This window comes from Terrabacter sp. 05T424 (genome assembly GCF_056396225.1).
The window spans coordinates 67741-92057 of record NZ_JBFTLB010000005.1; the positions used below are offsets into that span (position 1 = coordinate 67741).

The 24317-nt window shown below is 70.9% G+C and carries 24 protein-coding genes, 2 tRNA genes and 1 riboswitch; of the genes, 19 read left to right on the forward strand and 7 right to left on the reverse strand.

Annotation, left to right across the window (positions count from 1 at the left end):
- Nucleotides 1-15: 15 nt before the first annotated feature.
- The 4 genes from AC1DE0_RS12495 to AC1DE0_RS12510 all read left to right on the forward strand — a co-directional run bounded on the left by AC1DE0_RS12495 (nucleotide 16) and on the right by AC1DE0_RS12510 (nucleotide 3928).
- A complete protein-coding gene (locus tag AC1DE0_RS12495; RefSeq protein WP_478100924.1) occupies nucleotides 16-891 on the forward strand; it encodes a hypothetical protein in 876 nt (291 codons plus the stop codon).
- A 68-nt stretch (nucleotides 892-959) separates the two neighbouring features.
- Complete coding sequence (locus AC1DE0_RS12500) at nucleotides 960-1250, forward strand: DUF6458 family protein (protein ID WP_478100926.1); 291 nt, start codon at nucleotides 960-962, stop codon at nucleotides 1248-1250.
- A 259-nt stretch (nucleotides 1251-1509) separates the two neighbouring features.
- Nucleotides 1510-2748, forward strand: a complete 1239-nt coding sequence (locus AC1DE0_RS12505) for an acyltransferase family protein (protein WP_478100928.1) — start codon at nucleotides 1510-1512, stop codon at nucleotides 2746-2748.
- Between the two features lie 175 nt (nucleotides 2749-2923).
- Entirely contained in the window at nucleotides 2924-3928 is a 1005-nt protein-coding gene (locus AC1DE0_RS12510) for a GNAT family N-acetyltransferase (RefSeq protein WP_478100930.1), read from the forward strand.
- A 96-nt stretch (nucleotides 3929-4024) separates the two neighbouring features.
- On the opposite strand, the gene AC1DE0_RS12515 is transcribed toward AC1DE0_RS12510, so the two are convergent.
- Nucleotides 4025-5887, reverse strand: coding sequence for an acyl-CoA dehydrogenase (locus tag AC1DE0_RS12515; protein WP_478100932.1), 1863 nt, complete (start codon nucleotides 5885-5887; stop codon nucleotides 4025-4027).
- Nucleotides 5888-6131: 244 nt separating this feature from the next.
- On the opposite strand from AC1DE0_RS12515, the gene AC1DE0_RS12520 reads away from it, so the two are divergent.
- The gene (locus AC1DE0_RS12520) at nucleotides 6132-6347 is read left to right on the forward strand and encodes a hypothetical protein (protein ID WP_478100935.1); all 216 of its coding nucleotides are present in this window, start codon (nucleotides 6132-6134) and stop codon (nucleotides 6345-6347) included.
- Between the two features lie 81 nt (nucleotides 6348-6428).
- Here the strand turns inward: AC1DE0_RS12520 and AC1DE0_RS12525 are convergent.
- Nucleotides 6429-6502 (reverse strand) — tRNA-Gly (locus AC1DE0_RS12525).
- 130 nt (nucleotides 6503-6632) lie between these two features.
- On the opposite strand from AC1DE0_RS12525, the gene AC1DE0_RS12530 reads away from it, so the two are divergent.
- Nucleotides 6633-8690: a transglycosylase domain-containing protein gene (locus AC1DE0_RS12530; RefSeq protein WP_478100937.1), complete on the forward strand. Its 2058-nt coding sequence runs from the start codon at nucleotides 6633-6635 to the stop codon at nucleotides 8688-8690.
- A 40-nt stretch (nucleotides 8691-8730) separates the two neighbouring features.
- Here AC1DE0_RS12530 and AC1DE0_RS12535 read toward each other — a convergent pair whose 3' ends face one another.
- The gene (locus AC1DE0_RS12535) at nucleotides 8731-9222 is read right to left on the reverse strand and encodes an FBP domain-containing protein (RefSeq protein ID WP_478100939.1); all 492 of its coding nucleotides are present in this window, start codon (nucleotides 9220-9222) and stop codon (nucleotides 8731-8733) included.
- A 383-nt stretch (nucleotides 9223-9605) separates the two neighbouring features.
- Nucleotides 9606-9745, forward strand: a riboswitch (cyclic di-AMP (ydaO/yuaA leader).
- 2 nt (nucleotides 9746-9747) lie between these two features.
- Here AC1DE0_RS12535 and AC1DE0_RS12540 point away from each other — a divergent pair.
- Nucleotides 9748-10332: a C40 family peptidase gene (locus AC1DE0_RS12540; RefSeq protein ID WP_478100941.1), complete on the forward strand. Its 585-nt coding sequence runs from the start codon at nucleotides 9748-9750 to the stop codon at nucleotides 10330-10332.
- A gap of 78 nt (nucleotides 10333-10410) precedes the next feature.
- Here the strand turns inward: AC1DE0_RS12540 and AC1DE0_RS12545 are convergent.
- Nucleotides 10411-10481 (reverse strand) — tRNA-Gly (locus AC1DE0_RS12545).
- Between the two features lie 109 nt (nucleotides 10482-10590).
- On the opposite strand from AC1DE0_RS12545, the gene AC1DE0_RS12550 reads away from it, so the two are divergent.
- Both AC1DE0_RS12550 and AC1DE0_RS12555 read left to right on the forward strand, forming a co-directional pair.
- Entirely contained in the window at nucleotides 10591-11022 is a 432-nt protein-coding gene (locus tag AC1DE0_RS12550) for a hypothetical protein (RefSeq protein ID WP_478100944.1), read from the forward strand.
- The gene (locus AC1DE0_RS12555; RefSeq protein ID WP_478100946.1) at nucleotides 11022-11891 is read left to right on the forward strand and encodes an SMP-30/gluconolactonase/LRE family protein; all 870 of its coding nucleotides are present in this window, start codon (nucleotides 11022-11024) and stop codon (nucleotides 11889-11891) included. Before AC1DE0_RS12550 ends, AC1DE0_RS12555 begins: the two co-directional genes overlap by 1 nt.
- Nucleotides 11892-11970: 79 nt before the next feature.
- Here AC1DE0_RS12555 and AC1DE0_RS12560 read toward each other — a convergent pair whose 3' ends face one another.
- Nucleotides 11971-13527 carry an AAA family ATPase gene (locus tag AC1DE0_RS12560; protein ID WP_478100948.1) on the reverse strand — a complete coding sequence of 519 codons (1557 nt, stop codon included), beginning with the start codon at nucleotides 13525-13527 and terminating at the stop codon, nucleotides 11971-11973.
- 80 nt (nucleotides 13528-13607) lie between these two features.
- On the opposite strand from AC1DE0_RS12560, the gene dcd reads away from it, so the two are divergent.
- From dcd to rpmG, 7 genes are all read left to right on the forward strand, one after another.
- Nucleotides 13608-14186, forward strand: a complete 579-nt coding sequence (dcd, locus tag AC1DE0_RS12565) for a dCTP deaminase (RefSeq protein ID WP_478100950.1) — start codon at nucleotides 13608-13610, stop codon at nucleotides 14184-14186.
- The gene (locus AC1DE0_RS12570) at nucleotides 14183-14923 is read left to right on the forward strand and encodes an alpha/beta hydrolase (protein ID WP_478100952.1); all 741 of its coding nucleotides are present in this window, start codon (nucleotides 14183-14185) and stop codon (nucleotides 14921-14923) included. The genes dcd and AC1DE0_RS12570 overlap by 4 nt, the downstream gene beginning before the upstream one ends.
- Before the next feature lie 53 nt (nucleotides 14924-14976).
- Nucleotides 14977-16185, forward strand: a complete 1209-nt coding sequence (locus AC1DE0_RS12575) for an ABC transporter ATP-binding protein (RefSeq protein WP_478100954.1) — start codon at nucleotides 14977-14979, stop codon at nucleotides 16183-16185.
- Nucleotides 16182-16823 carry an ABC transporter permease gene (locus tag AC1DE0_RS12580; RefSeq protein WP_478100956.1) on the forward strand — a complete coding sequence of 214 codons (642 nt, stop codon included), beginning with the start codon at nucleotides 16182-16184 and terminating at the stop codon, nucleotides 16821-16823. The genes AC1DE0_RS12575 and AC1DE0_RS12580 overlap by 4 nt, the downstream gene beginning before the upstream one ends.
- Nucleotides 16820-17590, forward strand: coding sequence for an ABC transporter permease (locus AC1DE0_RS12585; RefSeq protein WP_478100958.1), 771 nt, complete (start codon nucleotides 16820-16822; stop codon nucleotides 17588-17590). The genes AC1DE0_RS12580 and AC1DE0_RS12585 overlap by 4 nt, the downstream gene beginning before the upstream one ends.
- Complete coding sequence (locus tag AC1DE0_RS12590; protein WP_478100960.1) at nucleotides 17587-18531, forward strand: ABC transporter substrate-binding protein; 945 nt, start codon at nucleotides 17587-17589, stop codon at nucleotides 18529-18531. Before AC1DE0_RS12585 ends, AC1DE0_RS12590 begins: the two co-directional genes overlap by 4 nt.
- Before the next feature lie 134 nt (nucleotides 18532-18665).
- Nucleotides 18666-18833, forward strand: a complete 168-nt coding sequence (rpmG, locus tag AC1DE0_RS12595; RefSeq protein WP_478100962.1) for a 50S ribosomal protein L33 — start codon at nucleotides 18666-18668, stop codon at nucleotides 18831-18833.
- Nucleotides 18834-19021: 188 nt separating this feature from the next.
- Here rpmG and AC1DE0_RS12600 read toward each other — a convergent pair whose 3' ends face one another.
- Entirely contained in the window at nucleotides 19022-19747 is a 726-nt protein-coding gene (locus tag AC1DE0_RS12600; RefSeq protein WP_478100963.1) for a hypothetical protein, read from the reverse strand.
- Nucleotides 19748-19923: 176 nt separating this feature from the next.
- Between AC1DE0_RS12600 and AC1DE0_RS12605 the strand changes: the two genes are divergently transcribed.
- The 3 genes from AC1DE0_RS12605 to AC1DE0_RS12615 all read left to right on the forward strand — a co-directional run bounded on the left by AC1DE0_RS12605 (nucleotide 19924) and on the right by AC1DE0_RS12615 (nucleotide 23399).
- Entirely contained in the window at nucleotides 19924-21177 is a 1254-nt protein-coding gene (locus tag AC1DE0_RS12605; RefSeq protein ID WP_478100965.1) for a GAF domain-containing protein, read from the forward strand.
- A gap of 237 nt (nucleotides 21178-21414) precedes the next feature.
- Nucleotides 21415-22938 carry an acetaldehyde dehydrogenase ExaC gene (exaC, locus tag AC1DE0_RS12610; RefSeq protein ID WP_478100967.1) on the forward strand — a complete coding sequence of 508 codons (1524 nt, stop codon included), beginning with the start codon at nucleotides 21415-21417 and terminating at the stop codon, nucleotides 22936-22938.
- A gap of 14 nt (nucleotides 22939-22952) precedes the next feature.
- Nucleotides 22953-23399 (forward strand): DUF779 domain-containing protein, encoded by a 447-nt coding sequence (locus AC1DE0_RS12615; protein ID WP_478100969.1) that lies wholly within the window; start codon nucleotides 22953-22955, stop codon nucleotides 23397-23399.
- A gap of 94 nt (nucleotides 23400-23493) precedes the next feature.
- On the opposite strand, the gene AC1DE0_RS12620 is transcribed toward AC1DE0_RS12615, so the two are convergent.
- Nucleotides 23494-24228, reverse strand: a complete 735-nt coding sequence (locus tag AC1DE0_RS12620) for a transporter substrate-binding domain-containing protein (RefSeq protein ID WP_478100971.1) — start codon at nucleotides 24226-24228, stop codon at nucleotides 23494-23496.
- Nucleotides 24229-24317: the final 89 nt, after the last annotated feature.

Below are 24317 nucleotides of genomic sequence, written 5' to 3' on the forward strand. Positions count from 1 at the left end.
GGACAGGTGGCAGGCGTGGCACAGCGATCCGGCAGGGCCGGGCCCTCCTTCCTCTCCGCCCTGTGCGGTCTGCTCGCCGTGGTGCTGCTGCCCGTGGCGCTCCTCGGGTTCTGGGCGTCGGTGATGCTCACCCGCACCGACGTCTTCGTCGACGAGCTGCGACCCGTCGTCAGCAAGCCGCAGGTCCAGGAGGCGCTCACCGACGGCATCGTCAACGGCGTGCTCGGCGCGGTCCAGCTCCAGCCCGCCGTCGAGAAGGCGCTCGAGGTCCCGATCCGTGCAGAGGCGGCGACCATCGTCGCCAGCCCGCAGGTCGCGTCCGCGTGGGCCACGGGCATCCGGGCGGTGCACACGCAGTTCATCGCCGTGATGCAGGGCCGGGCCGACACCGAGCTCGACTCCCAGGGCAGGGTCGCCGTGCGCCTCACCATCCCGGTGCCCGCGCTGACCTCGACGCTCGAGCAGGCTGGCGTGAAGGGGGCCGGCTCGTTCGCCCCGGTCGTGACGATCCCCATCGCGAAGGCCAGCGACCTGCAGAAGGCGCAGCAGGCATACCGGATCGCCGACGCGTGGGGCCCATGGGCACCGGCCGTCGTCGCCGCGCTCGGGCTGCTCGCGATCTTCCTCGCCCGTCGGTGGCGCACTGCGACGACCCTCGTGGCCCTCGGGTGGATCGTCACGTCGCTCGCGCTGGCCCTTGTCGTGATGGTCGCGCGCGAGCCGCTGCTGAGGCGCGTCGACCCTGCCGTGGCGCGCACGCTCGCCGACGCCGCCTACGGGCTCGCGGCCCGCAACCTCTACTACGAGATCGTGATCGCCGTGGGCGTGGGAGTCGTGATGCTCCTGCTTTCGACGGTCACGCTCGTGTTCGGTCGCCGTCGCGCTGCCTGACGGAAGCCTCTGTCGGGTATGGGGTGGTCAGGCACGCGCTGTGGCGTGCCCTTGACCAAGGAGACCACATGGGTATCGGACTCGGGATCGTGCTTCTGGTGATCGGTGCGATCTTCTACTTCACGAACATCGACTCGAGCGTGCTCAACATGAGCAGCAGCACGGGCAACACCATCGGGATCATCCTGATGGCAGCAGGGGCCCTCGCGGTCATCCTCGCGCTCATCATGAACGCCCAGCGCACGCGCACCCAGCACACCACCGTGACCGAGCGACGCGGCGAGCCCGACGTCGTCGAGCGGCGCGGCGAGCCCGACGTCGTCGAGCGTCGCGTCACGCGCCGCGACGACGTCGTCTGACGCGCGGTCCCGCCACTCTGCGATGGCGGCCTGAGCAGGAGAACTCACCTGCTCGGGCCTCCGTCCGTGCTTCGATGAGGCGTGAGACCACACCAGCCACCGGCGTACGCGCCCGGCGACGTCCCGTCGCCCGCTGACCCACGCACTCACGGTCACAGCGCGGCCTCCGTCGACGCCGCCACGCCCGCCGACCGCGACCGCTGGGTAGACACGCTCCGCGTCGGCTCCCTGCTCGTCGTCGGTGCTCGGACACTGGCTCATGGTCGCCATCACGTCGGACGGGCGGATCACCAACGCGCTCGCGGTCGTGCCGGCCCTTCAGCCGCCCACCTGGCTGCTCCAGGTGATGCCGCTCTTCTTCCTTGTCGGCGGGGTCGCCCACGCCCACACGCTCGCGTCGCTCGAGCGGCGCCACCCGTCCGGCCCCGGCCGGTATGCCGCGTTCTTCCGGGCGCGCGCACGGCGCCTCCTGCGACCGACCCTCGCGTTCCTCGCGACCTGGGCGGTGCTCGGCCTGGTCGCCCACCTGAGTGGCCTCACCGCCCGGCCCGGCGACGCCGGCCGCCTCGCCCGGGACGCGCTCGTCATGGTGCCGCAGCTGCTGTGGTTCGTCGGCATCTACCTGGGGGCGTGTGCCTTCGCGCCGTTCATGCGCGGCCTGCACGCCAGGTTCGGCCTGCGGGTGGTCGCCGTGCTCGTCGCTCTCGCTGTCGTCGTCGATGTCATGCGGTTCTCCGGAGGGCAGGCGCTCGTCGGCAACCTCAACTTCGCGCTCGTGTGGCTGGCCCTGCACCAGCTCGGGTTCGCTTGGCGCGACGGCCTGCTCACCACCTCGCGGGGCTGGCTGATGGCGGGCGTCGGCTTCGGCGCGATGGGGCTCGCCGTCGCGCTCGGCCCCTACCCCGTGTCGATGGTCGGGCTGCCGGGCGAGGCGGTCTCCAACATGGCACCTCCGACCGCGGCCCTTCTGGCGCAGGGCATCGGCATCTGCGGGCTGGCCGTCGTGCTGCGACCGGTCATGGCTCGCATGCTCGCCCGACCGCGCGTGTGGCGGGTGGTCGTCTCCGCGGCGCCGTTCGCGATGACGGCGTTCCTCTGGCACCTCACCGCGCTCATGGCGGTGCTCCTCGGGCTGCGTGCGATCGGGCTGCGGCAACCCGCAATCGGCTCGTGGGCCTGGCGGCTGTCGCGGCCGGTCCTGTTCGCCGTTCTCGCCGTCGTGACGGCCGCGCTCGTCGCGGACTTCGTGCGCTTCGACCGGACGAGGCGCCCGGCTGACGACGGTGTGGACGAGCGCCGCGGGTGGGTCGACCCCGTCGCCGCGGTCTCGGCCGGAGTGCTCTTCTTCGGCATCCTCATCGTCTCGATCGTGGGCGTCGACGTGCTCGGCAACCGGCCGGTCTTCTTCCTTGTCGGCGACGTCGTGCCGGCCGTCGGGTTCGCGGTCCTCGCGCTCGGCCTCCTGCTGCTCCGCACCACCCGCCCCCGCCGCCGCTGACCCACGTCCAGCCCCCGCCCCAATCGAGAGAACGCTCCGTCACCCTCGTCCCCGATCGAGAGACCGCTCCGCCACCCCCGTCCCTGATCGAGAGAACACTCCGTCACACGCGGGCGACGCTGCGACTGCCGGAAACTCGATGGCACCCCGCCGGTGGCGCCCCTACGGTCGATGCATGGACACGAGGCTCATCGACGTGCACGACGACGAGGTGTGCGCGCGGGCGTACGAGGTCATCATCGCGAGCAAGGACCACGAGCGTCCTTGGCACCAACCACCCTCTCTCGCAGAGACGCTCGTCGAGTGGCGGCACGTTGACGAGGCGGAGCGGCAGGAGATGTGGGGCGCCTGGGACGGCGACGATCTCGTCGGTGTCGCCACGATCTGGCTGCCGATGAGCGACAACAGCTCGATGGTCTGGCACGACGTCCAGGTCGACCCCGCGCACCGTGGGCACGGCGCCGGCTCGGCCCTTGTGGACCGCGTCGTGGCCCGGGCCCGGGAGGAGTCGCGCACGACGCTCGTCACCGACGTCATGGTCCCGCCCGACGCCGACGACCACCCCTATCGCCGGTTCGCCGAGAGGCACGGCTACCACCTCAGCAACACCGAGATCATGCGCCACCTCGACCTCCCGGTCGCCGACGACCTGCTGGCGAGGCACGCAGAGCACGCGCGCCCGAGGTGGCAGGGCGCGTACCGCCTCGAGACCTACGTGGGTGGCGTGCCGGAGCACCTGCAGGAGTCGCTCTGCGCGGTGATGAACCAGCTCGCCGTCGACGCACCCACGGGCGACATCGAGTTCGAGGAGGAGTCGCTGACGCCGGCCCGCTACCGCGAGTACCTCGAGGTCTTCGAGAAGCAGGGGCGGGCGCGCCTCACCACGGTCGGCGTGCACGAGCAGACGGGAGACGTCGTCGCCTACACCGACCTCATGCTGCCGTCAGGGGCACCGTCGGTCGCCTGGCAGTGGGGGACCTTGGTGCACAAGGCCCATCGCGGTCGGCGGCTCGGCATGGCCGTCAAGGTGGAGAACCTCCGGCGGTTGCAGACCGACCACCCCGAGCGCAAGCGCGTCGTCACCGGTAACGACGACACGAACTCGTGGATGGTCTCGATCAACGAGGACCTCGGCTTCCGCATCGTCGAGCTCTGCCCGGCCTACCAGCGCAAGCTCTGACGCAGGGGCCCAGTCGAAAGGGCAGCCCGTCCCACACGGGGGAGGGCTGCCCATTCGACGTCGGAGAGGATGGCGCGCTCTCTCGCCCGTGGAGGGTCAGAAGGCGGACTCGGGAAGGTCCATGATGTCGTTGTCGGTGGCCTCGGCGATGGCACGCTCGGCCGCGATCTTCGGCAGGACGTTCTTGGCGTAGAACGAGGCCGCCGCCACCTTGCCGCGGTAGAAGTCGGCGTCCTTGCCGGAGGCCCCACCGTCGATCGCGGCCTGCGCGACCTCGGCCTGGCGCAGCAGCAGCCAGCCGACGACGAGGTCACCGGCAGACAGCAGCAGGCGCGTGGTGTTCTGGCCGACCTTGTAGAGGTTGGCGACGTCGCCACCCATGCGCGGGTCGCTCTGCATGAGCGTGCCGATCATCGAGCCGACGATGCCCTGGATGTCCTCGAGGGCGCGACCGAGCAGCTCGCGCTCGGTGTCGAGCGAGCCGCCGAGGTCCTTGGCGAACTCCTGGATCTGCCCGGCGACGTGCTGCAGGGCGGCGCCCTTGTCGCGCACGATCTTGCGGAAGAAGAAGTCGAGGCCCTGGATCGCGGTCGTGCCCTCGTAGAGCGTGTCGATCTTGGCGTCGCGGACGTACTGCTCGATCGGGTAGTCCTGCAGGAACCCCGAGCCACCGTAGGTCTGGAGCGACTCGGTGCCGAGCAGCACCCAGGCGCGCTCGGAGCCGAGGCCCTTGACGATCGGCAGCATGAGGTCGCTGATCTTGTTGGCGAGCTCGGCGTCGGAGCCCTTCTCGAGGGGCGCCGCCGGGTTGCCGGCCTGAGCCTGGTTGACGGTGTCCTGCTGGCTCGCGGTGTAGACGACGAGCGCGCGCAGGCCCTCGGCGTACGCCTTCTGCAGCATGAGCGAGCGGCGCACGTCGGGGTGGTTGGTGATGGGGACACGCGGGGCCGACTTGTCGGTCATCTGCGTGAGGTCGGCGCCCTGGACCCGCTCCTTGGCGTACTCGAGGGCGTTGAGGTAGCCGGTCGAGAGCGTGGCGATCGCCTTGGTGCCGACGAACATCCGCGCGTTCTCGATGACCTTGAACATCTGCGCGATGCCGTCGTGCACGTCGCCGAGGAGGGTTCCGACGGCCGGCTCGTGCTCGCCGAAGGTGACCTCGCACGTCGTGCTGACCTTGAGGCCCATCTTGTGCTCGACGTTGGTGACGTGGGCGCCGTTCCGCTCGCCGAGCTCGCCGGTCTCGAGGTCGACGTGGAACTTCGGCACGATGAAGAGCGAGAGGCCCTTGGTGCCGGGGCCGGCGCCCTCGGGGCGGGCCAGGACGTAGTGCACGACGTTGTCGACCATGTCGGACTCGGCCGAGGTGATGAAGCGCTTGACGCCGGTGATGTGCCACGTGCCGTCGGGCTGCTGGACCGCCTTGGTGCGGCCGGCGCCGACGTCGGAGCCGGCGTCGGGCTCGGTGAGCACCATCGTGGTGTGCCAGGCCTTGTCGACGATGTGCTTGGCCAGCTTCTTCTGGTCGTCGGTGCCGAGGTGCCACAGCAGGTTGGCGAACGAGTAGCTCGCGGTGAACATGTGGATGGCGGGGTTGGCGCCGCACACCATCTCGGCGACCGACCAGCGCAGCGACGCGGGAACGACCATGCCGCCGAGCTCGGCCGGCACGTCGAGGTTGCCCCAGTCGCCGTCGACGTAGGCCTTGAACGACTTCTTGAACGAGTCGGGCATCGTCACGGTCTGGGTGGCCGGGTCATAGACGGGCGGGTTGCGGTCGCTGTCGAGCAGGCTGTCGGCCAGCTCGTTCTCGGCGAGGCGCGAGACCTCGCGGAGGATGTCATTCGCCGCGTCGACGTCGACGTCGGCGTAGATGCCGCGCCCGAGGACGTCCTGACGGTTGAAGACCTCGAACAGGTTGAACTCGAGGTCGCGCACATTGCTCTTGTAGTGGCCCATCGGGACCCTCCGCGTTCTGTCGCTCGTCGTGCGTCCGCGTCGGCGGGCGCGCCAAGTTACTGGCCGGTCACTTCCATGATGCTACTGACCGGTAACGAATCGCAAGGGGAGCAGGTCACGGTTGGGCCACGCTCGCCCGCTTGCGTATGCCGTCCCGCTGCTGCCCGCGTGCGCGGGCACGCGCCGGGGTGGTGCAGTCGAAAACCCGCTCGCTCCGGCGCGCCCCAGCCGCTGGGATGGGGCCATGGACGCCCGCAACCGACTCCGCGATGAACCCTTCCACTGGCAGCGCACCGCCTCGGGCGAGGTGCGAGTGTCGCGAGGCGGGCGGCTCGTCTCAGTCGTCGCCGGGGGCCCGGCCCGCCGTCTCGACCGGGTGCCCGACGGAGGAGACGAGAACGCGATCCAGCACGCCCTCGCCCGGGCGACCGGCAACTACAAGCGGGGCAACGAGCGCTGACCATCTCGCCGGGCACGCGGCATACGCCCTCGCCCGGACATGCAGGAGGGCCCGGTCCGTGGAGGACCGGGCCCTTCGCGTTGGAGCAGGCGGCACGAATTGCACGTACGTCTTCCCCCTGGAAGAGGGCTGTTCTGCTACTGAACTACGCCTGCGAGGCGTCGCAACCGTAGCAACAGTCGGGCGTCGTCGTCCAAACGGCCACGCCGGTGGCATACCTCCGCTCGCAGCCAGCTCCCAGCCGACACGCAGCGAGCCGTCGGCGTCGCGCGCCTATCGTGGTCCGTGACCGGACGACGCCGCGACCTCGGACGAACGGCCCGCACGCTTGCCGCCTTCGTGGCGGCCGCGGTGTCGGTCGGGGTGCTGGCTGCCGGTCTGTGGACGCCCGCACTGGCTGCCCTCGGCGGGCTGTCGGCCGCCGGCGCCGACGCGTTCATGGCCCTGCCGAGCACCTTCACCATGGCGCAGCTCGCGCAGGGCTCGCGGATCCTGGCCGCCGACGGATCGCTCATCGCGACGCCGCAGGACGAGGACCGCGTGGTGGTGCCCCTCTCGCAGGTCGCGCCGGTCATGCGGGTCGCCCAGGTGGCGATCGAGGACAGCCGCTTCTACGAGCACGGGGCCATCGACCCCCAGGGGCTCACCCGTGCAGTCCTCGCGGACCTGCGCACCGGGCAGGCGACCGAGGGTGCGTCGACGCTCACCCAGCAGTTCGTCAAGCTGTCGCTGCAGGCGCAGGCGCTGCGAGACGGCCAGGACGCGGCGGCCCGGGCCGCCATCGCGAAGACGATCCCGCGCAAGCTCGTCGACCTGCGCTACGCGGTCGCGCTCGAGCGGTCATGGAGCAAGGGCGAGATCCTGCAGGGCTACCTCAACCTCGCGTACTACGGAGACGGGGCCTACGGCGTCGAGGCAGCCGCCCGGCACTACTTCGGCGTGCACGCGAGTGAGCTCACCCTCACCGAGGCCGCGACCCTCGCCGGTCTCGTGCAGAGCCCGAGCACGAGCGACCCGGTGCACCATCCGAAGGCGGCGCAGGCCCGACGCAACGTGGTGCTGGCGCGCATGAAGGCGCTCGGCGAGCTGAGCCCGACATCGTATGCGGCGGCCGTGAAGCGGCCCCTGGCGCGAGACCTCGATGTCACCCATCAGCCGGCGACGTGCGACGCGTCCCCCGACCCCTACTTCTGCTCGTTCGTCATCGCGTGGCTCGAGGGGCAGCCCGCACTCGGTCCGACCCAGCAGGCCCGGCGCGACCGGATCTTCCAGGGCGGCCTGACGATCCGCACCACGCTCGACCCGTCGGTGCAGCGTGTCGTCGACGCGTCCCTGCGCGCGGTGGCCCCGGAGCAGAACACGCTCGGTGTGGCGGCAGCCGCGTACGTCACGGAGCCCGGCACCGGCGCCGTGCTCGGCCTCGGCCAGGACACGGCCTACGGCTCGGGTCCCGGCGCGACCGAGCTCGACTATGCCGTCGACCGGCGCTATGGCGGCTCCGGCGGCTTCCAGTTCGGGTCGACGGCCAAGGCCTTCTCCCTCGTGACCGCCATGAAGCAGGGGCTCGGCACGAACGCCTCGGTGAACGCGCCGGCCGCGGACAACCATCGGCCGGCGACCTTCAGCAGCAAGCAGTTTCCCCAGCCGTGTGGCGTGGGCGGCCCGTGGTCGGTCTACAACGACGAGCCGTGGAAGGGCGGCACCATGTCGCTGAAGCAGGCGACGGCGAAGTCGACGAACACCGCCTTCGTGGCACTCGCCAGCCGGATCGGGGTCTGCGCGATCCACTCGACGATGACGGCCTTCGGCATCCACGGCGGCGACGGCCAGCCGTTGGGCACCTACCCCCCGCAGGTGGTGCTCGGCGCACAGGCCGTCTCGCCGCAGACGATGGCGAACGCGTATGCCGCCCTCGCCGCCCACGGCACCCTCTGTGACGTCCACCCCGTCACCAGCGTCGTGGCGGGTGGACGCACGCTGTGGGCGCCACCTCCAGCCTGCCGACGGGTGGCCGACGCACACGCGGTCGACGAGGCGACGACGTACCTGGAGTACAACATGACGCACGGCTCGGGCATCCTCAACCAGCTGCCCGGACGCCCGACGGCCGGCAAGACGGGGACGTCCGACGGCAACGCGCAGTCGTGGTTCGTCGGCTACACCCCACAGCTGACGACCGCTGTGTGGGTGGGCAACCCGGTCCACCCCACCCGGCACATGTTCAACGTGTCGATGGCGGGCAAGTCGTGCGCGTCGATGACCGGTGCCTGCTACGCCGCCCCGATCTGGCGCCGGATCATGGATGGCGTGCTGTCGGGGGAGCCGGTCGAGCCGATGCCCTGACGCCGGGCCGGGGCCTTGACGTCAGGGCATCAGCGCCAGCTCAGGAGCCGTCGCGGACCCGACGCGCGAAGGCGGACGAGCGCGCCCGGAGCTCCTCGACGCGTCGATCGACGAGCGAGCCTGCGTCGAGTCCGCCCTCCATCGCGTTCGGCGGGCGGCGCACGTGCTGGGAGCAGCTGAAGTCGGCGTGGACGAGGGTGCCGAGGCTGTTTCCCTCGCGGCCGGCGGCGCCGGCACGTCGCGCGACCCACAGCCGCACGTCGGCCGTGGCGAAGGCGTCCTCGCACCAGGCGCACATCGCCCGCGCCTTGCGTGTCCGCTCCGACGCCCGCAGGACGAAGGCGACCGCCTCGTCGTCGACGGGCACGACGGCATACGCCCTCTGGGGGTTGCTGCGGTCGACCCAGCCGAAGTAGTCCAGCTGCTCCCACGGGAGCGTCTCGAGGCTGCCCGGGATGCTCGCCTGCTTCGCCTCGCGGCGCGAGCAGTTCACGAGGGCAGTGCGAATCTCATTGTCTGTCAGTGGTTTCACGGTGTTCCTGTCAGTCGGGCAGGACCGGGCGACCCGGTCAGCCGGGGTGGGTGAGGTGACGCAGGTCCGTGACCGCTGAGCAGGCCATGAAGGCCACCCACCTCTCCGCGGGCTCTCCCGCCGACGACTGACGACTCCGGTGCGGAGCGGCAACCATGGTGTGCCGGAAGCCCGTCGCGGGTCCAGTCGTTTTCGGACGGTTTCGTGCTCCGCTGTCAGAAACGCCCTCCTTCAGGGCGGTTTGTCATGTCAACATCTGCCGATATCGAGCCGTGACCTACACGGTTCAACCATTCGTCTGCGACCGTCGATGCAGTTCATCGGCCGGGGTCCTCCCCGGCCGGCCCGCCGGTACGCCGAGTCCTGTCCGCCGGCCGGGGCAGCTGCGCATCACGCGGACAGGAGCGGGGGACCCAATTCTGGGCCGGCTAGGACCGGTCCTCGGGGTGAAGCCGCGACCTGCGGCCGGGCCACTTCTGCCCGAACCCGACAGCTCACCTCGAAGGCGTGGGAAGGAACCCGACCATGCCCGCTACGAGTCCTGCACGCCCTGCACGCCCCGGACGCCATCGGCGCCCCGGCCGTCGACTGCCGCTCCAGTCCCTCGCCCTCACCCCGCTGCTCGGCGCCGCCCTCCTCGTGGGGACCGGCGGTGCACCGCCTGCCTCCACGACGGCGCCGACCGCTGCTGCCCCCCACGTGAAGGCAGCACCGAAGAAGGCGGTCAACGTGGCCACCGCCCCCGTGGCGGCCGTCCCGCGTCGCATCCAGGCACTTCGCCTCACGGCCGCTCAGAGGGGCAAGCCCTACCGCTGGGGTGCCGCGGGGCCGTACGCGTTCGACTGCTCCGGCCTCATCTACTACGTCTACCGGACCCGTTTGCACGTGGCACTGCCCCGCACTGCGAACGCCCAGCGCCTGAGGACCGTGCGGGTGGCCAAGTCCAACATCATGGCCGGGGACCTCGTCTTCTTCATGCGGGCCGGACGCGCCTACCACGTCGGGGTGTACGCCGGCAGCGGCAAGGTCTGGCACTCGCCGCGACCGGGCCAGCGCGTGCAGCTCTCGAAGCTGTGGACCAGCGCGTGGGTGGCCGGTCGGGTGCGCTAGGAGGCTGTGCCGGGCCCGGTGCTCGTCGCCGGGTCTGGCTGGGGCTGACGGGGCGCCCGTCTCGGGTGACTGCTGCGGAGCGAGCGACGGGAATCGAACCCGCGTATCCAGCTTGGGAAGCTGGCGCTCTACCATTGAGCTACGCTCGCACGGGCCGCCGGCTGGTGCCCCGCAAGGGCTCGCGAGGCGGCACGCGGCGTCAGTGTAGCCGACGCCGCGCCAGTGCACTGACCGCGACCCCAGGGGCCCACGACCGTCATGGATCTGACCAAGCAGTCCGCCTTCGTCGACCACGTCCGCGGGCTGGGGGGAGCCACGGCGCAGGTGGCCGTGACCCTCGAGCAGTTCTTCGACGGCAACGACTGCGAGTGGAGCATCGCACCCAACCGGCCCGAGGACGTGCAGCTCGAAACCGTGCGCAAGGTCCTGCTCGACCTGCGCTCGCACCCTGAGGTGCACGACGTCCGGGTCGAGCTCGACGTGCTGGAGTTCGAGGACTTTCCCGACGACGAATGGCCTTACGCCAGTGGGGTGGCCGTCATCACCACACTGCAGCCCGAAGAGGTCGACGCGATGACGATCGACGCCGACACCGAGTCCAGCGGTGGCCCGGCGGGAGCCGCTGACTGGCTGGTCGACGCGCCCGGCGTGCCGGAGGGACACCACTACGTCGGCGTGTGGTGGGACTGATGGATGCGGCCGGGACCGGTCTGGTCGAGGGCGCTCCCGAGCAGGTCACCGACGCGCTCTGCTACCACGGTGAGGGCCCCGTCTGGTCGCCCACGTGGGGTGGCCTGCGCTGGGTCGACATGCTCGCCGGTGACGTCCTGACGCTGCGTGCCGACGGCTCGGTCGACCGGATGCACGTCGGCGACGTGGCCGCGTTCCTGCGCCCTCGCTCGCGAGGTGGCTGGGTGGTCTCGACCGAGCGCGGGCTGTCGCTCGCGGACGGGCCGGACGGCATCCCCGAGCCGTGGTTGGACCTCTGGGACGACCCGTCGATCCGCATGAACGAGGGCGGCGTCGACGGTCGCGGACGGCTGTGGGCGGGGACGATGGGCTACGACCGGGTGCCCGGCAGCGCCACCCTCTATCGCGTCGACCCCGACGGCGCGGTCGCCACCGTGCTCCCCGCCGTGACGATCTCCAACGGCATCGACCTCTCGCCCGACGGCCGACTCGCCTACTACGACGACACCCCGACGGGGCGGACCGACGTCTTCGACGTCGTCGACGGCGAGCTGACGAACCGCCGCCCCTTCGTCACCCACGACATCGGCCACCCCGACGGCCTCACCGTCGACAGCGCCGGCAACGTCTGGGTCGCGCTCAACGGCGCCGGTCGGGTGCGCTGCCACTCGCCGGCCGGTGACGTGCTCGCCGAGGTCGAGCTGCCCGTCCGGCTCACGACGGCGTGCGCGTTCGGCGGCGACGACCTGCGCGACCTCTACGTCACGACGTCGCGCGAGAACCTGGACGATCCGGAGCCCGAGGCCGGCGCCCTCTTCCGGGTGCGCGTCGCCGTGCCCGGTGTGCCCGTGCGCGCCTTCGCCGGTTGAGGGCTGCGTCAGTGCTGCTCGCGGCGCAACACTGACGCACGGCCTTCCGAGGACGTATGCCTTCTCGTGGGCGTACGTCTCAGCCCGAGTAGGTGGTCCCGCCGTCGGAGGAGTAGCCGAACGTCGACACCACGCGACCCGGTCTGTGCGGGAAGCCGGGTGGCATGCTCATGGGGCCGCCTGACGGGTCACCGGCAGGCCCGCCCGGCCCCCCGCCGGCAGGCTCACCCGAGCCCACGCCGAGCAGGCTCCGCGTGAGCCGCTGCGAGTCGGAGAGCAGCTCGTCGAGGGCGTGACCGAGGTGGTCGTCGGCAGGCTGCTCGTCGGCCAGAGCAGCGGCGAGCACGGCCCGCCGCACGAGCTCCTTCGTGAACGATGCCGTGGTGCCCTCGGAGCGGGCGGCCGCAGCCGACATGGCCTCGTGGCCGAAGAGGTGGCCGCCGTAGAGGTGGAGCAGCTCGAGCCGGCCCTCGAGGTCGGGCAGCGGGATCTCGGCCGCGAGGTCGACGCGTCCGGGCCGCTGCGACAGGGCCACCTCGAGGTCCTCGACGCGGTTGGTCGTCAGCACGAAGGCCACGTCGACGTCCGCGTCGAGGCCGTCGAGCGCGTCGAGCACCTCGAACAGCAGGGGTGAGGCGCCCATGGAGAAGGAGCGGTCCTCGGCGACGAGGTCGCAGTCCTCGAGGACGACGATGGCGGGCTGGTGCGCCCGGGCCACCTTGGCGGCGTCGTGGATGAAACGCAGCGAGCCGCCGCTCAGCAGGACCGCCGTCGTGTCGGCCGTCGCCGACAGCAGGTGGCGCACGGTGTGCGTCTTGCCGGTGCCGGGCGGGCCGTAGAGCAGGACGCCCCGCTTGAGGTGCTGCCCGTGGGCGAGGAGCCGCTCGCGCTGCTCGCCCATCCCGATGACGTGGTGCGACACCCGGTCGAGCAGGCCGTGCGGCAGCACCACGGCGCCTGCGTCGACGGTCGGGCGTGCCACGAACGTCACGTCGGCGATGCCCGGGCCGTAGGGGTCGGTGCCGAACGTGATGACCTGGCCGCGGAGGATGCTCCGCTCGTCCATGAGCTGCTGCACGCGAGCCATGAGGGCCTCGGAGAGGTCGCGGTCGGCGCCCATCACCTCGATGCTCCCCAGCTCGCGGCCGAACTGCCGGTTGACGCCCTGCTGGCGGACGGCGACGGGGGCGCCCTCGAACCGGAAGAGTCGGATGCCCGACGTGACCACCTGCCGCTGGTCGTCCTTGCCCGGGCCGGTGGGCATGCGGTCGTAGTCGACCTGCCCGACCGGCAGCCCCGACCCGTGGAGCCCCTGGACGAGGTCGCCGAGCGACATGTGGTGGCGCATGTCGCCCGCGATGCCGACGATCGTGCGGTCGGGGTCGGCCTCCGACACCTCGGCGAGGGCCAGGTCGGCGTCGACCATCCGGTGCGGCGGCACGGGCTGCGAGACGACCGCCAGCGCGCGGGGTGGCACCCCGAGGTGTGAGGCGAGGACGTCGACGAGGCGGGGACCGTCCCCGTCGCCCGGGACGCGTTCGAGCACGGCCCGCACGACGCGATGGAGGTCGTCGAGGAGCGGCTCGATGGACGGCGGGGGCGAGGCATCGTTCGAGGCGGCGTACGAGGGGTCCATGACGTGACGATAGGCGGCGCGCGGGGTCCACAGGGCAGGAGTGGGAGAGTGATTCGCGCACCGCGTTATAGCCTCGACCCGTGCTGCTCTCCGACAAGGACATCAGGGCCGAGATCGCCGCCGAGCGGGTCGTGCTCGACCCGTGGGACCCGACGATGGTCCAACCGTCGAGCGTCGACGTCCGGCTGGACAAGTTCTTCCGGCTCTTCGACAACCACAAGTACCCCTACATCGACCCGGCGGCCGAGCAGCCCGACCTGACGCGCCTCGTCGAGGTCGGTCCCGGCGATGAGGGCTTCGTGCTGCACCCCGGCGAGTTCGTGCTGGGCTCGACGCTCGAGGCCGTGACGCTCCCCGACGACCTGGCCGCCCGCGTCGAGGGCAAGAGCTCGCTCGGGCGGCTCGGCCTGCTGACCCACGCCACGGCCGGCTTCGTCGACCCCGGCTTCAGCGGTCACGTCACGCTCGAGCTGTCCAACGTCGCGACGCTGCCGATCATGCTCTACCCCGGCATGAAGATCGGGCAGCTCTGCTTCTTCCGACTCAGCTCGCCGTCCGAGAACCCTTACGGCTCAGCGGCATACGGCTCCCACTACCAGGGCCAGCGCGGCCCTACTGCCAGCCGCTCCTTCAAGAACTTCCACCGCACCCAGGTGTGAGCGCCACGTCCGGGCCGACCTGCGCCGACTCCCGTATGCCGCTCGCCTTCCTCTCGTGGGACGCGCAGCCCGCAGCTGCGGGGGCGGTGGTCCTCGTCCTGCACGGTGGTGCGGTCGACGGGTTCGAGCCCAACCACCCCTGGTCGCACAACGTGGCCCGGCTCGTGCCGTTCGCCCGGGCCCTGCGCAGGATCCCGGGCCCGGTCGCCGTGGCGCGCTTGCGTTTTCGCGTGCGCGGCTGGAACGGCGCGGAGAACATGCCCGTCGTCGACGCCCGCTGCGCCTTGCGACAGCTGCGGGAGACCTATCCCGGGACCCCGATCGCCCTCGTCGGCCACTCGATGGGCGGTCGCGTCGCCATGCACCTCGGTGACGAGGACGACGTGCGGCTCGTCGTGGGGCTCGCGCCCTGGATCGAGCCCGACGACCCGTGGCCGGGGGAGGGGCGACGCACCGTCGTGATCCACGGCGACCGCGACATCGTCTGCGGTCTGCGCCGGTCGCGTGAACGCATCGAGAAGATGCAGGCGGACGGCCTCGACGCGACCCTGGTGCGTGTCGCGCGGTCCGACCACGCCATGCTCGTGCGCGCCCCGCTGTGGACCGCGCTCGTCACCGAGACCGTCGCGGCCACGTTCGCGCGCGAGCTCGGTGGCTCCGGAGAGCCGCGCTCGGGGCCCATCGGGGCGGTCGTGGCGCAGATCGTGCACTCGGGCGGGGCCACGATCGACATCTGACCGTAAGGCGAAGGTTCACAGCGCCGTGGGTGCTGGCGGGTACGTTGAGGGGCATGATCCGCTTCGACGGCGTGACCAAGCGTTACGGCGACTCGTCCGGGGGCAAAGGGGGGCAGGGGTCTGTCGCCGTCGACGACCTGACGCTCGAGGCCCCGACCGGCAAGATCACCGTGCTCGTCGGGCCCTCCGGCTGCGGCAAGACGACTACGCTGCGCATGGTCAACCGCATGATCGTCCCGACGGCAGGCACCATCTCGGTCGACGGGCGCGACACGGCGTCCTTCGACGTCGCCGAGCTGCGCCGCGGCATCGGCTACGTCATCCAGCACGCCGGTCTCTTTCCCCACCGCACCGTCCTCGACAACGTCACGACCGTGCCCCGTCTGCTCGGCACCGACAAGAGGACTGCCCGCGACCGCGCCATGGAGCTCATCGAGCGCGTCGGGCTCGACCCCGCCATGGCGCGTCGCTACCCGGCCCAGCTCTCGGGCGGCCAGCAGCAGCGGGTCGGCGTCGCGCGGGCGCTCGCAGCCGACCCGCCGGTCATGCTGATGGACGAGCCGTTCTCCGCCGTCGATCCCGTCGTGCGCGAGCAGCTGCAGAACGAGTTCCTCCGGCTCCAGTCCGAGCTCGGCAAGACGATCCTCTTCGTCACCCACGACATCGACGAGGCCATCAAGCTCGGCGACCAGGTCGCTGTGCTGCGCGTGGGCGGCGTGCTTGCACAGTTGGACTCGCCGGCCAAGCTGCTCACCGACCCCGTTGACGACTTCGTCGCGGGCTTCGTCGGCCGCGACCGCGGCTACCGCGCCCTGTCGTTCGAGGCCGCCCCTGAGCTCACGCTCGCCGACGAGCCGACCGTCCGGCTCGGGGCCAGCGCCGACGACGTGCGTGCCGTCGGTACGCCGTGGGTGCTGTGTGTCAGTGACGACCACGAGCCGCTGGGCTGGGTCCGCGCCGCCGCGGTCKAGTCCGAGGTGACGCGGGGCCTGCTCCAGCGCGGTGGCACCGTCGCCTCGACGTCGGGCTCGTTGCGGGCGCTGCTCGACGCCGCACTGTCGTCGCCCAGCGGTCGAGGTGTCGTCGCCGACGACGACGGCCGCCTGGTGGGCACCATCAAGGCCGCCGAGGTGGTGCCGGCCATCGAGGCCCGACGCGACCACACGGCATACGCCCTCGGGGTCGATGGCCCGGCCGAGCGGTCCGCCGACGGCGCCGCCGAGGCTCCCGAGGTCCCCACCGAGGGGGCGACCGCGCGGTGAGCTGGGCGCTCGACCACCTCGGCGACATCGTCACCCGGGCTGGCCAGCACGCCTGGCTCGCTGGGCTGCCGCTCGTGCTCGGTCTCGTCATCGCCCTCCCGCTGGGCTGGCTCGCCTCGCGCACGGCGTGGCTGCGGGCCCCGCTCCTGACGACCACGGGGCTGCTCTACACGATCCCCTCGCTGGCCCTGTTCATCCTGCTCCCGCCGATCCTCGGCACGAAGATCCTCGACCCGGTCAACGTCATCGTCGCGATGACCATCTACACCGTCGCCCTGCTCACCCGCACCGTCACCGACGGGCTCTCGTCCGTCGACGCCTCCACCCGGCAGGCCGCCGGGGCGATGGGCTACGGGCCGGTGGCCCGGTTCCGGGCCGTAGACCTGCCCCTCGCGGTCCCCGTCATCGCCGCAGGGCTGCGGGTCGCCGCGGTGAGCAACGTCAGCATCGTCAGCGTCGCCTCGCTCATCGGGGTCTCGCAGCTCGGCTACTTCCTCACCGACGGCTACGCCCGCACCTTCCCCACCGAGGTGTGGGTCGGCATCATCGCGTGCCTGCTCCTCGCGCTCGTCTTCGACCTCGTCATCCAGGTCGTCTCGCGGCTGCTGACGCCCTGGACCCGGGTGGTGGCCGCGTGAGCTTCTCGTCGATCTGGAGCTGGTTTACCGATCCCACGCACTGGCAGGGCGTCGACGGCGTGCCCAACCGCGTGGTCGAGCACCTGCTCTACACCGGCCTCACCCTGCTCATCGCCCTGGCCGTGGCCGTCCCGATCGGGGCATGGGTCGGGCACTCCGGTCGCATGCGCTGGCTCGTCACGAGCGCCAACGCGGCCCGGGCCGTGCCGACGCTCGGGCTCCTCTTCGCGGTGTCGATGTTCGTCGGACCGCTTATCAAGAGCGACCTCGCGTTTGTCATCCCGAGCATCACCGTGCTCGTCCTGCTCGCCATCCCGCCACTGCTGTCGGGCACATATGCCGGCATCGACAGTGTCGAGCCCGCGGCGCGCGACGCGGCGCGGGGGATGGGCATGACCGGCAGGCAGGTGCTGACGAAGGTCGAGGCGCCGATCGCGCTGCCGCTCTTCCTCAGTGGCCTGCGCAGCGCGACGCTCCAGGTCATCGCGACCGCGACCATCGCGGCCTCGGTGAGCCTGGGCGGGCTCGGCCGCTACCTCATCGACGGGCTCGCCTCGCGCGACTTCGTCCAGATGGTCTGCGGCTCGATCCTCGTCGCCGTGCTGGCCCTCGTGGCCGACGGCATCCTGGCGCTGCTCGAGAAGCGGGCCGTCTCGCCGGGAATCACCGGGCGAACTCCGCGTGTTGCCCGTTCACGAACTCGCACCACCGCACCAGACCAGGCGGCCGCCCTCGTGGGCAGCCCATCCGAAAGGGAACGACCATGACACGCACGCGCTTCCTCGCCGCGGGACTGCTCCTCGCCGCCGTCGTGCCGCTCGCTGCCTGCGGTAGCAGCGGTGACCCGCTCGCGCCCGCCACGCAGCCCGGCGCCGGCTCGACGGGAGGCTCGACCGGCGGCTCGACCGGGGTCGCCGGCTCGGTCAAGATCGGCTCGGCCGACTTCCCCGAGGCAGCCCTGCTCGGCGAGATCTACGCCCAGGCCCTTGAGGCCAAGGGCACCACCGTCACGCGTCAGTTCAACATCGGCAGCCGCGAGACCTACCTCAAGGCCATCACCGACGGCGAGGTCGACGTCCTCGCCGAGTACACCGGGTCGCTGCTCAACTTCTACGACAAGAACGCCAAGGTCACGCAGCCCGACGAGGTCTACTCCGCACTGCAGAAGGTGGTGCCGCAGGGCCTCACCGTCCTCGACAAGTCAGCCGCCCAGGACAAGAACTCCATCGCCGTCACCAAGGACACCGCCAACCAGTGGTCGCTCAAGGCGATCCCCGACCTCGCCGCGCACCAAGGTGAGCTCACCATCGGCGCCCCGGCCGAGTTCAAGACCCGGCAGCAGGGACTGGTCGGCCTCAAGTCGGTCTACAACATCACGCCCAAGGAGTTCCGCCCGCTCCAGAGCCAGGCCACCGTCGAGGCGCTGAAGAACGGCCAGGTCAAGGCCGCCAACATCTTCAGCACCGATCCCTCGATCGCGGCCAACGGGTTCGTCGTGCTCGACGACCCGCAGAGCCTCTTCGGCTCCGACAACGTCGTGCCCCTCGTGCGGACCGAGAAGGCCGATTCGGTCAAGGCGGCCCTCAACGCTGTCTCCGCCAAGCTCGACACCCCGGCCCTTGCCGACATGGTCAAGCAGGTGGTCGTCGACAAGAAGGACGCCGCCGTGGTCGCCAAGGCCTGGCTGGCCAGCGCAGGCCTCGCCTGACGCAACCCTCTGCCGGAGGCTCCCGCGACGCGCGCGGGGGCCTTTGGCATACGGGCTCGGGAATGCACTGTTGTCGAGAATGGTTCTCATGATCGTCGCGAGAGCTCGCGATCACCGGACCTCAAGGAGCACCCATGGCCAAGCGAACCGAACTGCGTCCCGTCGTCACCCTCCGCTCGACGGCAGGAACGGGCTTCAGCTACGTCACGACGAAGAACCGCCGCACCCAGCCCGACCGGCTCGTGCTGCGCAAGTTCGACCCCGTCGCGCGCGAGCACGTCGACTTCCGCGAGACCCGCTGACGCACCGGACCCGCTGACGCACCAGACCAGCCGATCGAGAGAACGCTGCGTCAGGAAAACAGCGCGATCCACAGCGGGCCTCGCCCAACTCGCCAATCGAAAGAGCAGCTCGTCACCCGTGGTGACGAGCTGCTCTTTCGATGTTCGCGCGGTGCGCGGACGCTCCGGCGTCGACGCGGGCGCGCAGGCTAGCGGACCAGCCGCCGCGACATCGGGCCGGGCGTGGCCTCGGAAGTCGTCGGCTCCGGCTCGGCCCAGCCGACCGTGACCGGGGCCGGCACGAGGGGAGCGAAGGTGGCCACGACGTCGATGGCGTCGCGCAGCAGCCGGACCAGCAGCTCCTCGGGGTCGTCGACGCAGGCGCGCGCGATGCCGTCGACGGCCAGCGCGACGATCTTCGCAGCGTTCGCCGGCCGCACCGCGGCGGCGTTGAACCCGAGACGGGCCAGGTGGATGCGTGCCCAGCGTTCGGCTGCCGGCGACGTCGCCAGGGCCGTCCGGGACGCCTTCGACAGCTGTCCGGGCGAGCGGCCGTCCTGCTCGGCGAGGACGCCCTCGGCGTTGAGGATCGCGAGCGCCATGACGTTCTGTCGCTCTTCGGCCGACACGGGCAGCGCCGACCGTGCAGCGGTGAGCACGAGCGCAGCCGGCACGCGTGGGTCGTCCGGGTTGAGACCGACGACCTCGGGGATCATCGTCACGAGCCGTTGTCGGTGCGTCTCGTCGAGCATGTCGTTGACGCAGCGGGCCAGCGTGGCGAGCACCGGGTGGGTGCACACGGGATGGTCGCTCCAGCGTTCACCGGCGAGGAACGATGCCATCTCCATGAAGCAGGCGCCCTTGCGCGCGCTGCGGTGCCGGCCTCGGGACAGGACTGGCACACCGTCTGGGACGAAGGGGGCTCGTCGTGACATCGTCGCTCCTCGGACTTTCCCTCGGGACCCTACGGGCGGGTCCTTTCATGGTGCGCCTCAAAGCCGCGCTTGACCACCCTTTGGTCCTACCCACGAGGCGGAAGTCCGGTCGGACCGTGCTGTGGCCTTCCACTCGAACCTGTCGATCTCGTGCGAACCACGTGCACAATCGGCGCATGCCCGCCGACGAGCAGAGCTCCGCGCGACCCGAGCCCGAGAGCACGGGGGTCCGTGCCCACGTGGCCGACTCGTGGCTGCGGTCCGCGGCGGCCGGCGTCCAGGTCGACACCGTGGACGCCCCGATCACGCTGCCCGGTGACGCTCTTCGCGACCACCGGTCGGCGCATCCGCTGGCCAGGGTGTTCCCGCTCCTCGACGACGTGCTGGGCCAGGCCGCGCGCGACTGCGACGCCGTGATGGCGGTCTCGGACGCGGCCGGGCAGCTGCTCTGGGTGTGTGGCACTCCGAGCGTCCTGCGCCGTGCGGAGTCGATCGGTTTCGTCGAGGGCAGCAACTGGGACGAGCGGGTCGCCGGCACCAATGCCCCGGGCATGGCCCTCCGGCTCGACCGATCGGTCAACGTCCTCGGTGCAGAGCACTTCCGCCGGTCGGTCCAGCACTGGAGCTGTGCGGCGACGACGATCCACGACCCGTCCGATCAGAGCATCCTCGGGGTCCTCGACATCACGGGCGGCGACGAGATCGGCGTCCCGCAGACCATGGCGATGGTGCGGGCCGCCGCGAGGATGGCCGGGTCCGAGCTCGCCCGCGAGCTGCTCGTCCGGTCCCGGAGCGCCTCGTCGCCGGAGGTGCCCGCCGGTGGCGGGCTCTCGGTCCTGATGGAGTCGCTCGGCCGCAACGACACGCTGCTCACGATCGACGACGGCCGCGGCCGCCGACAGACCGTGCGCCTGAGCCCACGCCACAGCGAGATCCTGCTGCTGCTCGCGTCGGCCTCGCGCGGGCTCTCGGGTGACGAGCTCGCCATCCTGCTGTACGAGGAGGACAGCAGCGCCTCGACCCTGCGCGTCGAGATGGGCCGCCTGCGCAGCCTCCTCGGCGACGACCTCCTCGCATCGCGGCCCTACCGGCTCGTCGCCGGTCTTGCCGGCGACTGGCTCGCTGTCGAGGCCCACCTCGCGGCCGGCGACGTGACGAGCGCGATGCGCTCGTACCGCGGCCCGCTCCTGCCGCGGTCGGTCGCGCCGGGGGTGGTCCGGCTGCGCGAGAGCATCGAGGGCGACGTGCGCACGGCCATCCTCCGCAGCGGGCGGGCCGACCTCATGTCGGCGTGGACCCGGTCGGCCTCCGGCGCCGATGACTACGAGATGTGGCAGGCGCAGGCCCGGGTGCTCGGCTCGGCGTCGCCGCTCATGCCGCTCGTGCAGAACCAGATCCGCCGCCTCGACCGAGAGCTCGGCAGCCCCTGACCCGCAGACAGTGGCCTCTCGACCTCGAGACACCCGCAGACTTTGGCCTCTCGACGGTTTCACACGTCGAGAGGCCAAAGTTCGTGGGTGTGCGCACGTCGAGAGGCCACAAACGGGGGCGTATGCCGTGACGCCGTCACCCGGCATACGCGACGCAACGTGGTTGCAACGTTGCGCTGCCTAGCGTCCTGCCAACCCCTTCGAGGGGAGACCACCAAGGATGTTGGGAGATCAACCATGACCGTCTACGCACCGCCCGGGCAGCCGGACTCGCTCGTGACCGTCCTCGACCGCTACGGCCACTTCATCGGCGGCAACTGGGTCGACCCGAAGAAGGGCCTCTGGTTCGAGAACACCTCTCCGGTCAACGGCAAGCCGTTCTGCGAGGTCGCCCGCGGCACCGAGGAGGACATCGAGGCCGCCCTCGACGCGGCCCACGCCGCCGCCCCGGCCTGGGGCCGCACGAGCCTGGGAGAGCGTTCGTTGATCCTCAACCGGATCGCCGACCGCATCGAGGAGAACCTCGAGGCCCTCGCCGTCGCAGAGTCCTGGGAGAACGGCAAGGCCGTCCGCGAGACCCTCGCCGCCGACCTGCCGCTCGCGGTCGACCACTTCCGCTACTTCGCGGGCGTCCTTCGGGGACAAGAGGGTTCGAGCAGCGAGATCGACGAGAACACGGTTGCCTACCACTTCCACGAGCCGCTCGGCGTCGTCGGCCAGATCATCCCCTGGAACTTTCCGATCCTCATGGCCGTGTGGAAGCTCGCGCCGGCCCTGGCAGCCGGCAACTGCGTCGTGCTCAAGCCCGCCGAGCAGACACCGTGGTCGATCCTCAAGGTCGTCGAGCTCGTCGGTGACCTACTGCCGGCCGGCGTGCTCAACGTCGTCAACGGTTTCGGCGTCGAGGCCGGCAAGCCGCTCGCGAGCAGCCCCCGCATCGCCAAGATCGCCTTCACCGGCGAGACGACGACCGGGCGCCTCATCATGCAGTACGCGTCGCAGAACATCATCCCCGTCACCCTCGAGCTCGGCGGCAAGAGCCCGAACGTCTTCTTCGATGACGTGGCCCAGGAGCGGGATGCCTTCTACGACAAGGCTCTCGAGGGTTTCACGATGTTCGCGCTCAACCAGGGCGAGGTCTGCACGTGCCCGTCGCGGGCGCTCGTGCAGGGCTCGATCTACGCCGACTTCGTGCCCGATGCCGTCGCCCGCGTCGAGAAGATCAAGCAGGGCAACCCACTCGACACCGAGACGACGATGGGAGCCCAGGCGAGCAACGACCAGCTCGAGAAGATCCTCTCCTACCTCGACATCGGTCGTCAGGAGGGCGCGAAGGTGCTCACCGGTGGCGAGCGCAACGTGCTCGACGGCGACCTCGCCGACGGCTACTACGTCGCGCCGACCGTCTTCGAGGGCGACAACTCGATGCGGATCTTCCAGGAGGAGATCTTCGGCCCGGTGGTCTCGCTCACGAGCTTCGACGACGAGGCCGACGCGCTCGCCATCAGCAATGACACGCTCTACGGCCTCGGTGCCGGCGTGTGGACGCGCGACGGCTCACGCGCGTACCGGATGGGCCGTGGCATCAAGGCCGGTCGCGTCTGGACCAACTGCTACCACCAGTACCCGGCGCACGCTGCCTTCGGTGGCTACAAGCAGTCGGGTATCGGCCGCGAGAACCACAAGATGATGCTCGACCACTACCAGCAGACGAAGAACCTCCTCGTCTCGTACTCGCCCGACGCGCTCGGGTTCTTCTGACCGGGCCGGTCCCCGTGACCACGCCCCCAGAGACGGTCGCGCCTGGTGAGCCATCGGCTTCCCCCAGCCGGGTCGACCTCACCGGTGAGGCGGCAGACCTGCTCCGCCGCCTCACCGGGATCCACGGTCCGTTGATGTTCCACCAGTCGGGTGGCTGCTGCGACGGCAGCTCTCCCATGTGCTATCCGGCCGGCGACTTCATCACGAGCGATGCCGACGTGCACCTCGGCGACCTGGTTGTCGACGGGGTCGTCGCGCCGGTCGCCTTCTGGATGTCGGTCTCGCAGTACGCGTACTGGCAGCACACCCACCTCACGGTCGACGTCGTGAAGGGCCGCGGCAGCGGCTTCTCCGTCGAGGCCCCTGAAGGCGTGCGGTTCCTCATTCGTTCACGGCTCTTCTCCGACGAGGAGAGCGCGGCGCTCGGACTCGAGGCGCCGAGAGTCAACGAAACCGGCTGAGGTGCAGGCGAACTCGTGGGGCCAGAGGTCCGCACCCGTTGCCCCGGGTGCGGACCTCCATCCTCGTCAGACCTAAGGGCGTATGGCGTTGGGCTCAGGCAGGCGGCGCCGCTGCCTCGCGCCGTTGGCCCGCCCGCTCGAGCGCGTCCGCGACGAATCCGCTCGCCTTCAGCTCCTCGACGAGCTCACGGAGGAAGGCGACGGACTCGGCCGAACGCGTACGGGTCGTGCCCACCGCCTGCCGGATCTGCATGAACGCCCCGTCGACGACGCGGAAGCCAGAGTTCGCCTCGGCGAACGCAGTGACGGCCTCGCGGATGCCGGCGCCGGCCTCGAGGGGCTCGGCGACGAGTGAACCGACGCCCTCGTCGTTGCGAACGAGCTTTGCGTGCTGCAGGGCGCGGGTGAGGTGCAGGTCGTAGGCCGAGCCGGCCTTGACCGCGATGCGGACCCCGTCGGTGTCGACGTCGTCGACGGTGTGCAGGGCCGAGTCCGTGGGCACGACGTAGGCGCCCTCGATGACGACGTACGGCTCGGTGAACGCGACCTCGGCCTCACGGACGGGGTCGATGGCGAGGAAGCAGATGTCGGCAGCGCCGTCCGCCATGGCCTCGAACGACTTTCGCGCCCCGTCGAACGTGACGAGCTCGACCGGCAGGCCGAGGCGTTCGCCGACGACGTGGGCGATGTCGACCGTCACGCCCCGAGGCTCGTCGAGCGTGCCCTGGGCGAGCACCGCGTTGCCGAGGTTGATGGAGGCCCGCAGGACGCCCGTGGGCGTGAGGTCGTGGACGACGTGGGGCGGGGGCGGCGGCGCGCTGGTGGTCATCGTCGCAGGGTAGGCGAGGAGGACGGGGTCTGGCGTGAAGTCCACCTCCGTTCCCGGCGCTCAGCATTCTCTGACGCCGCGGACCACCG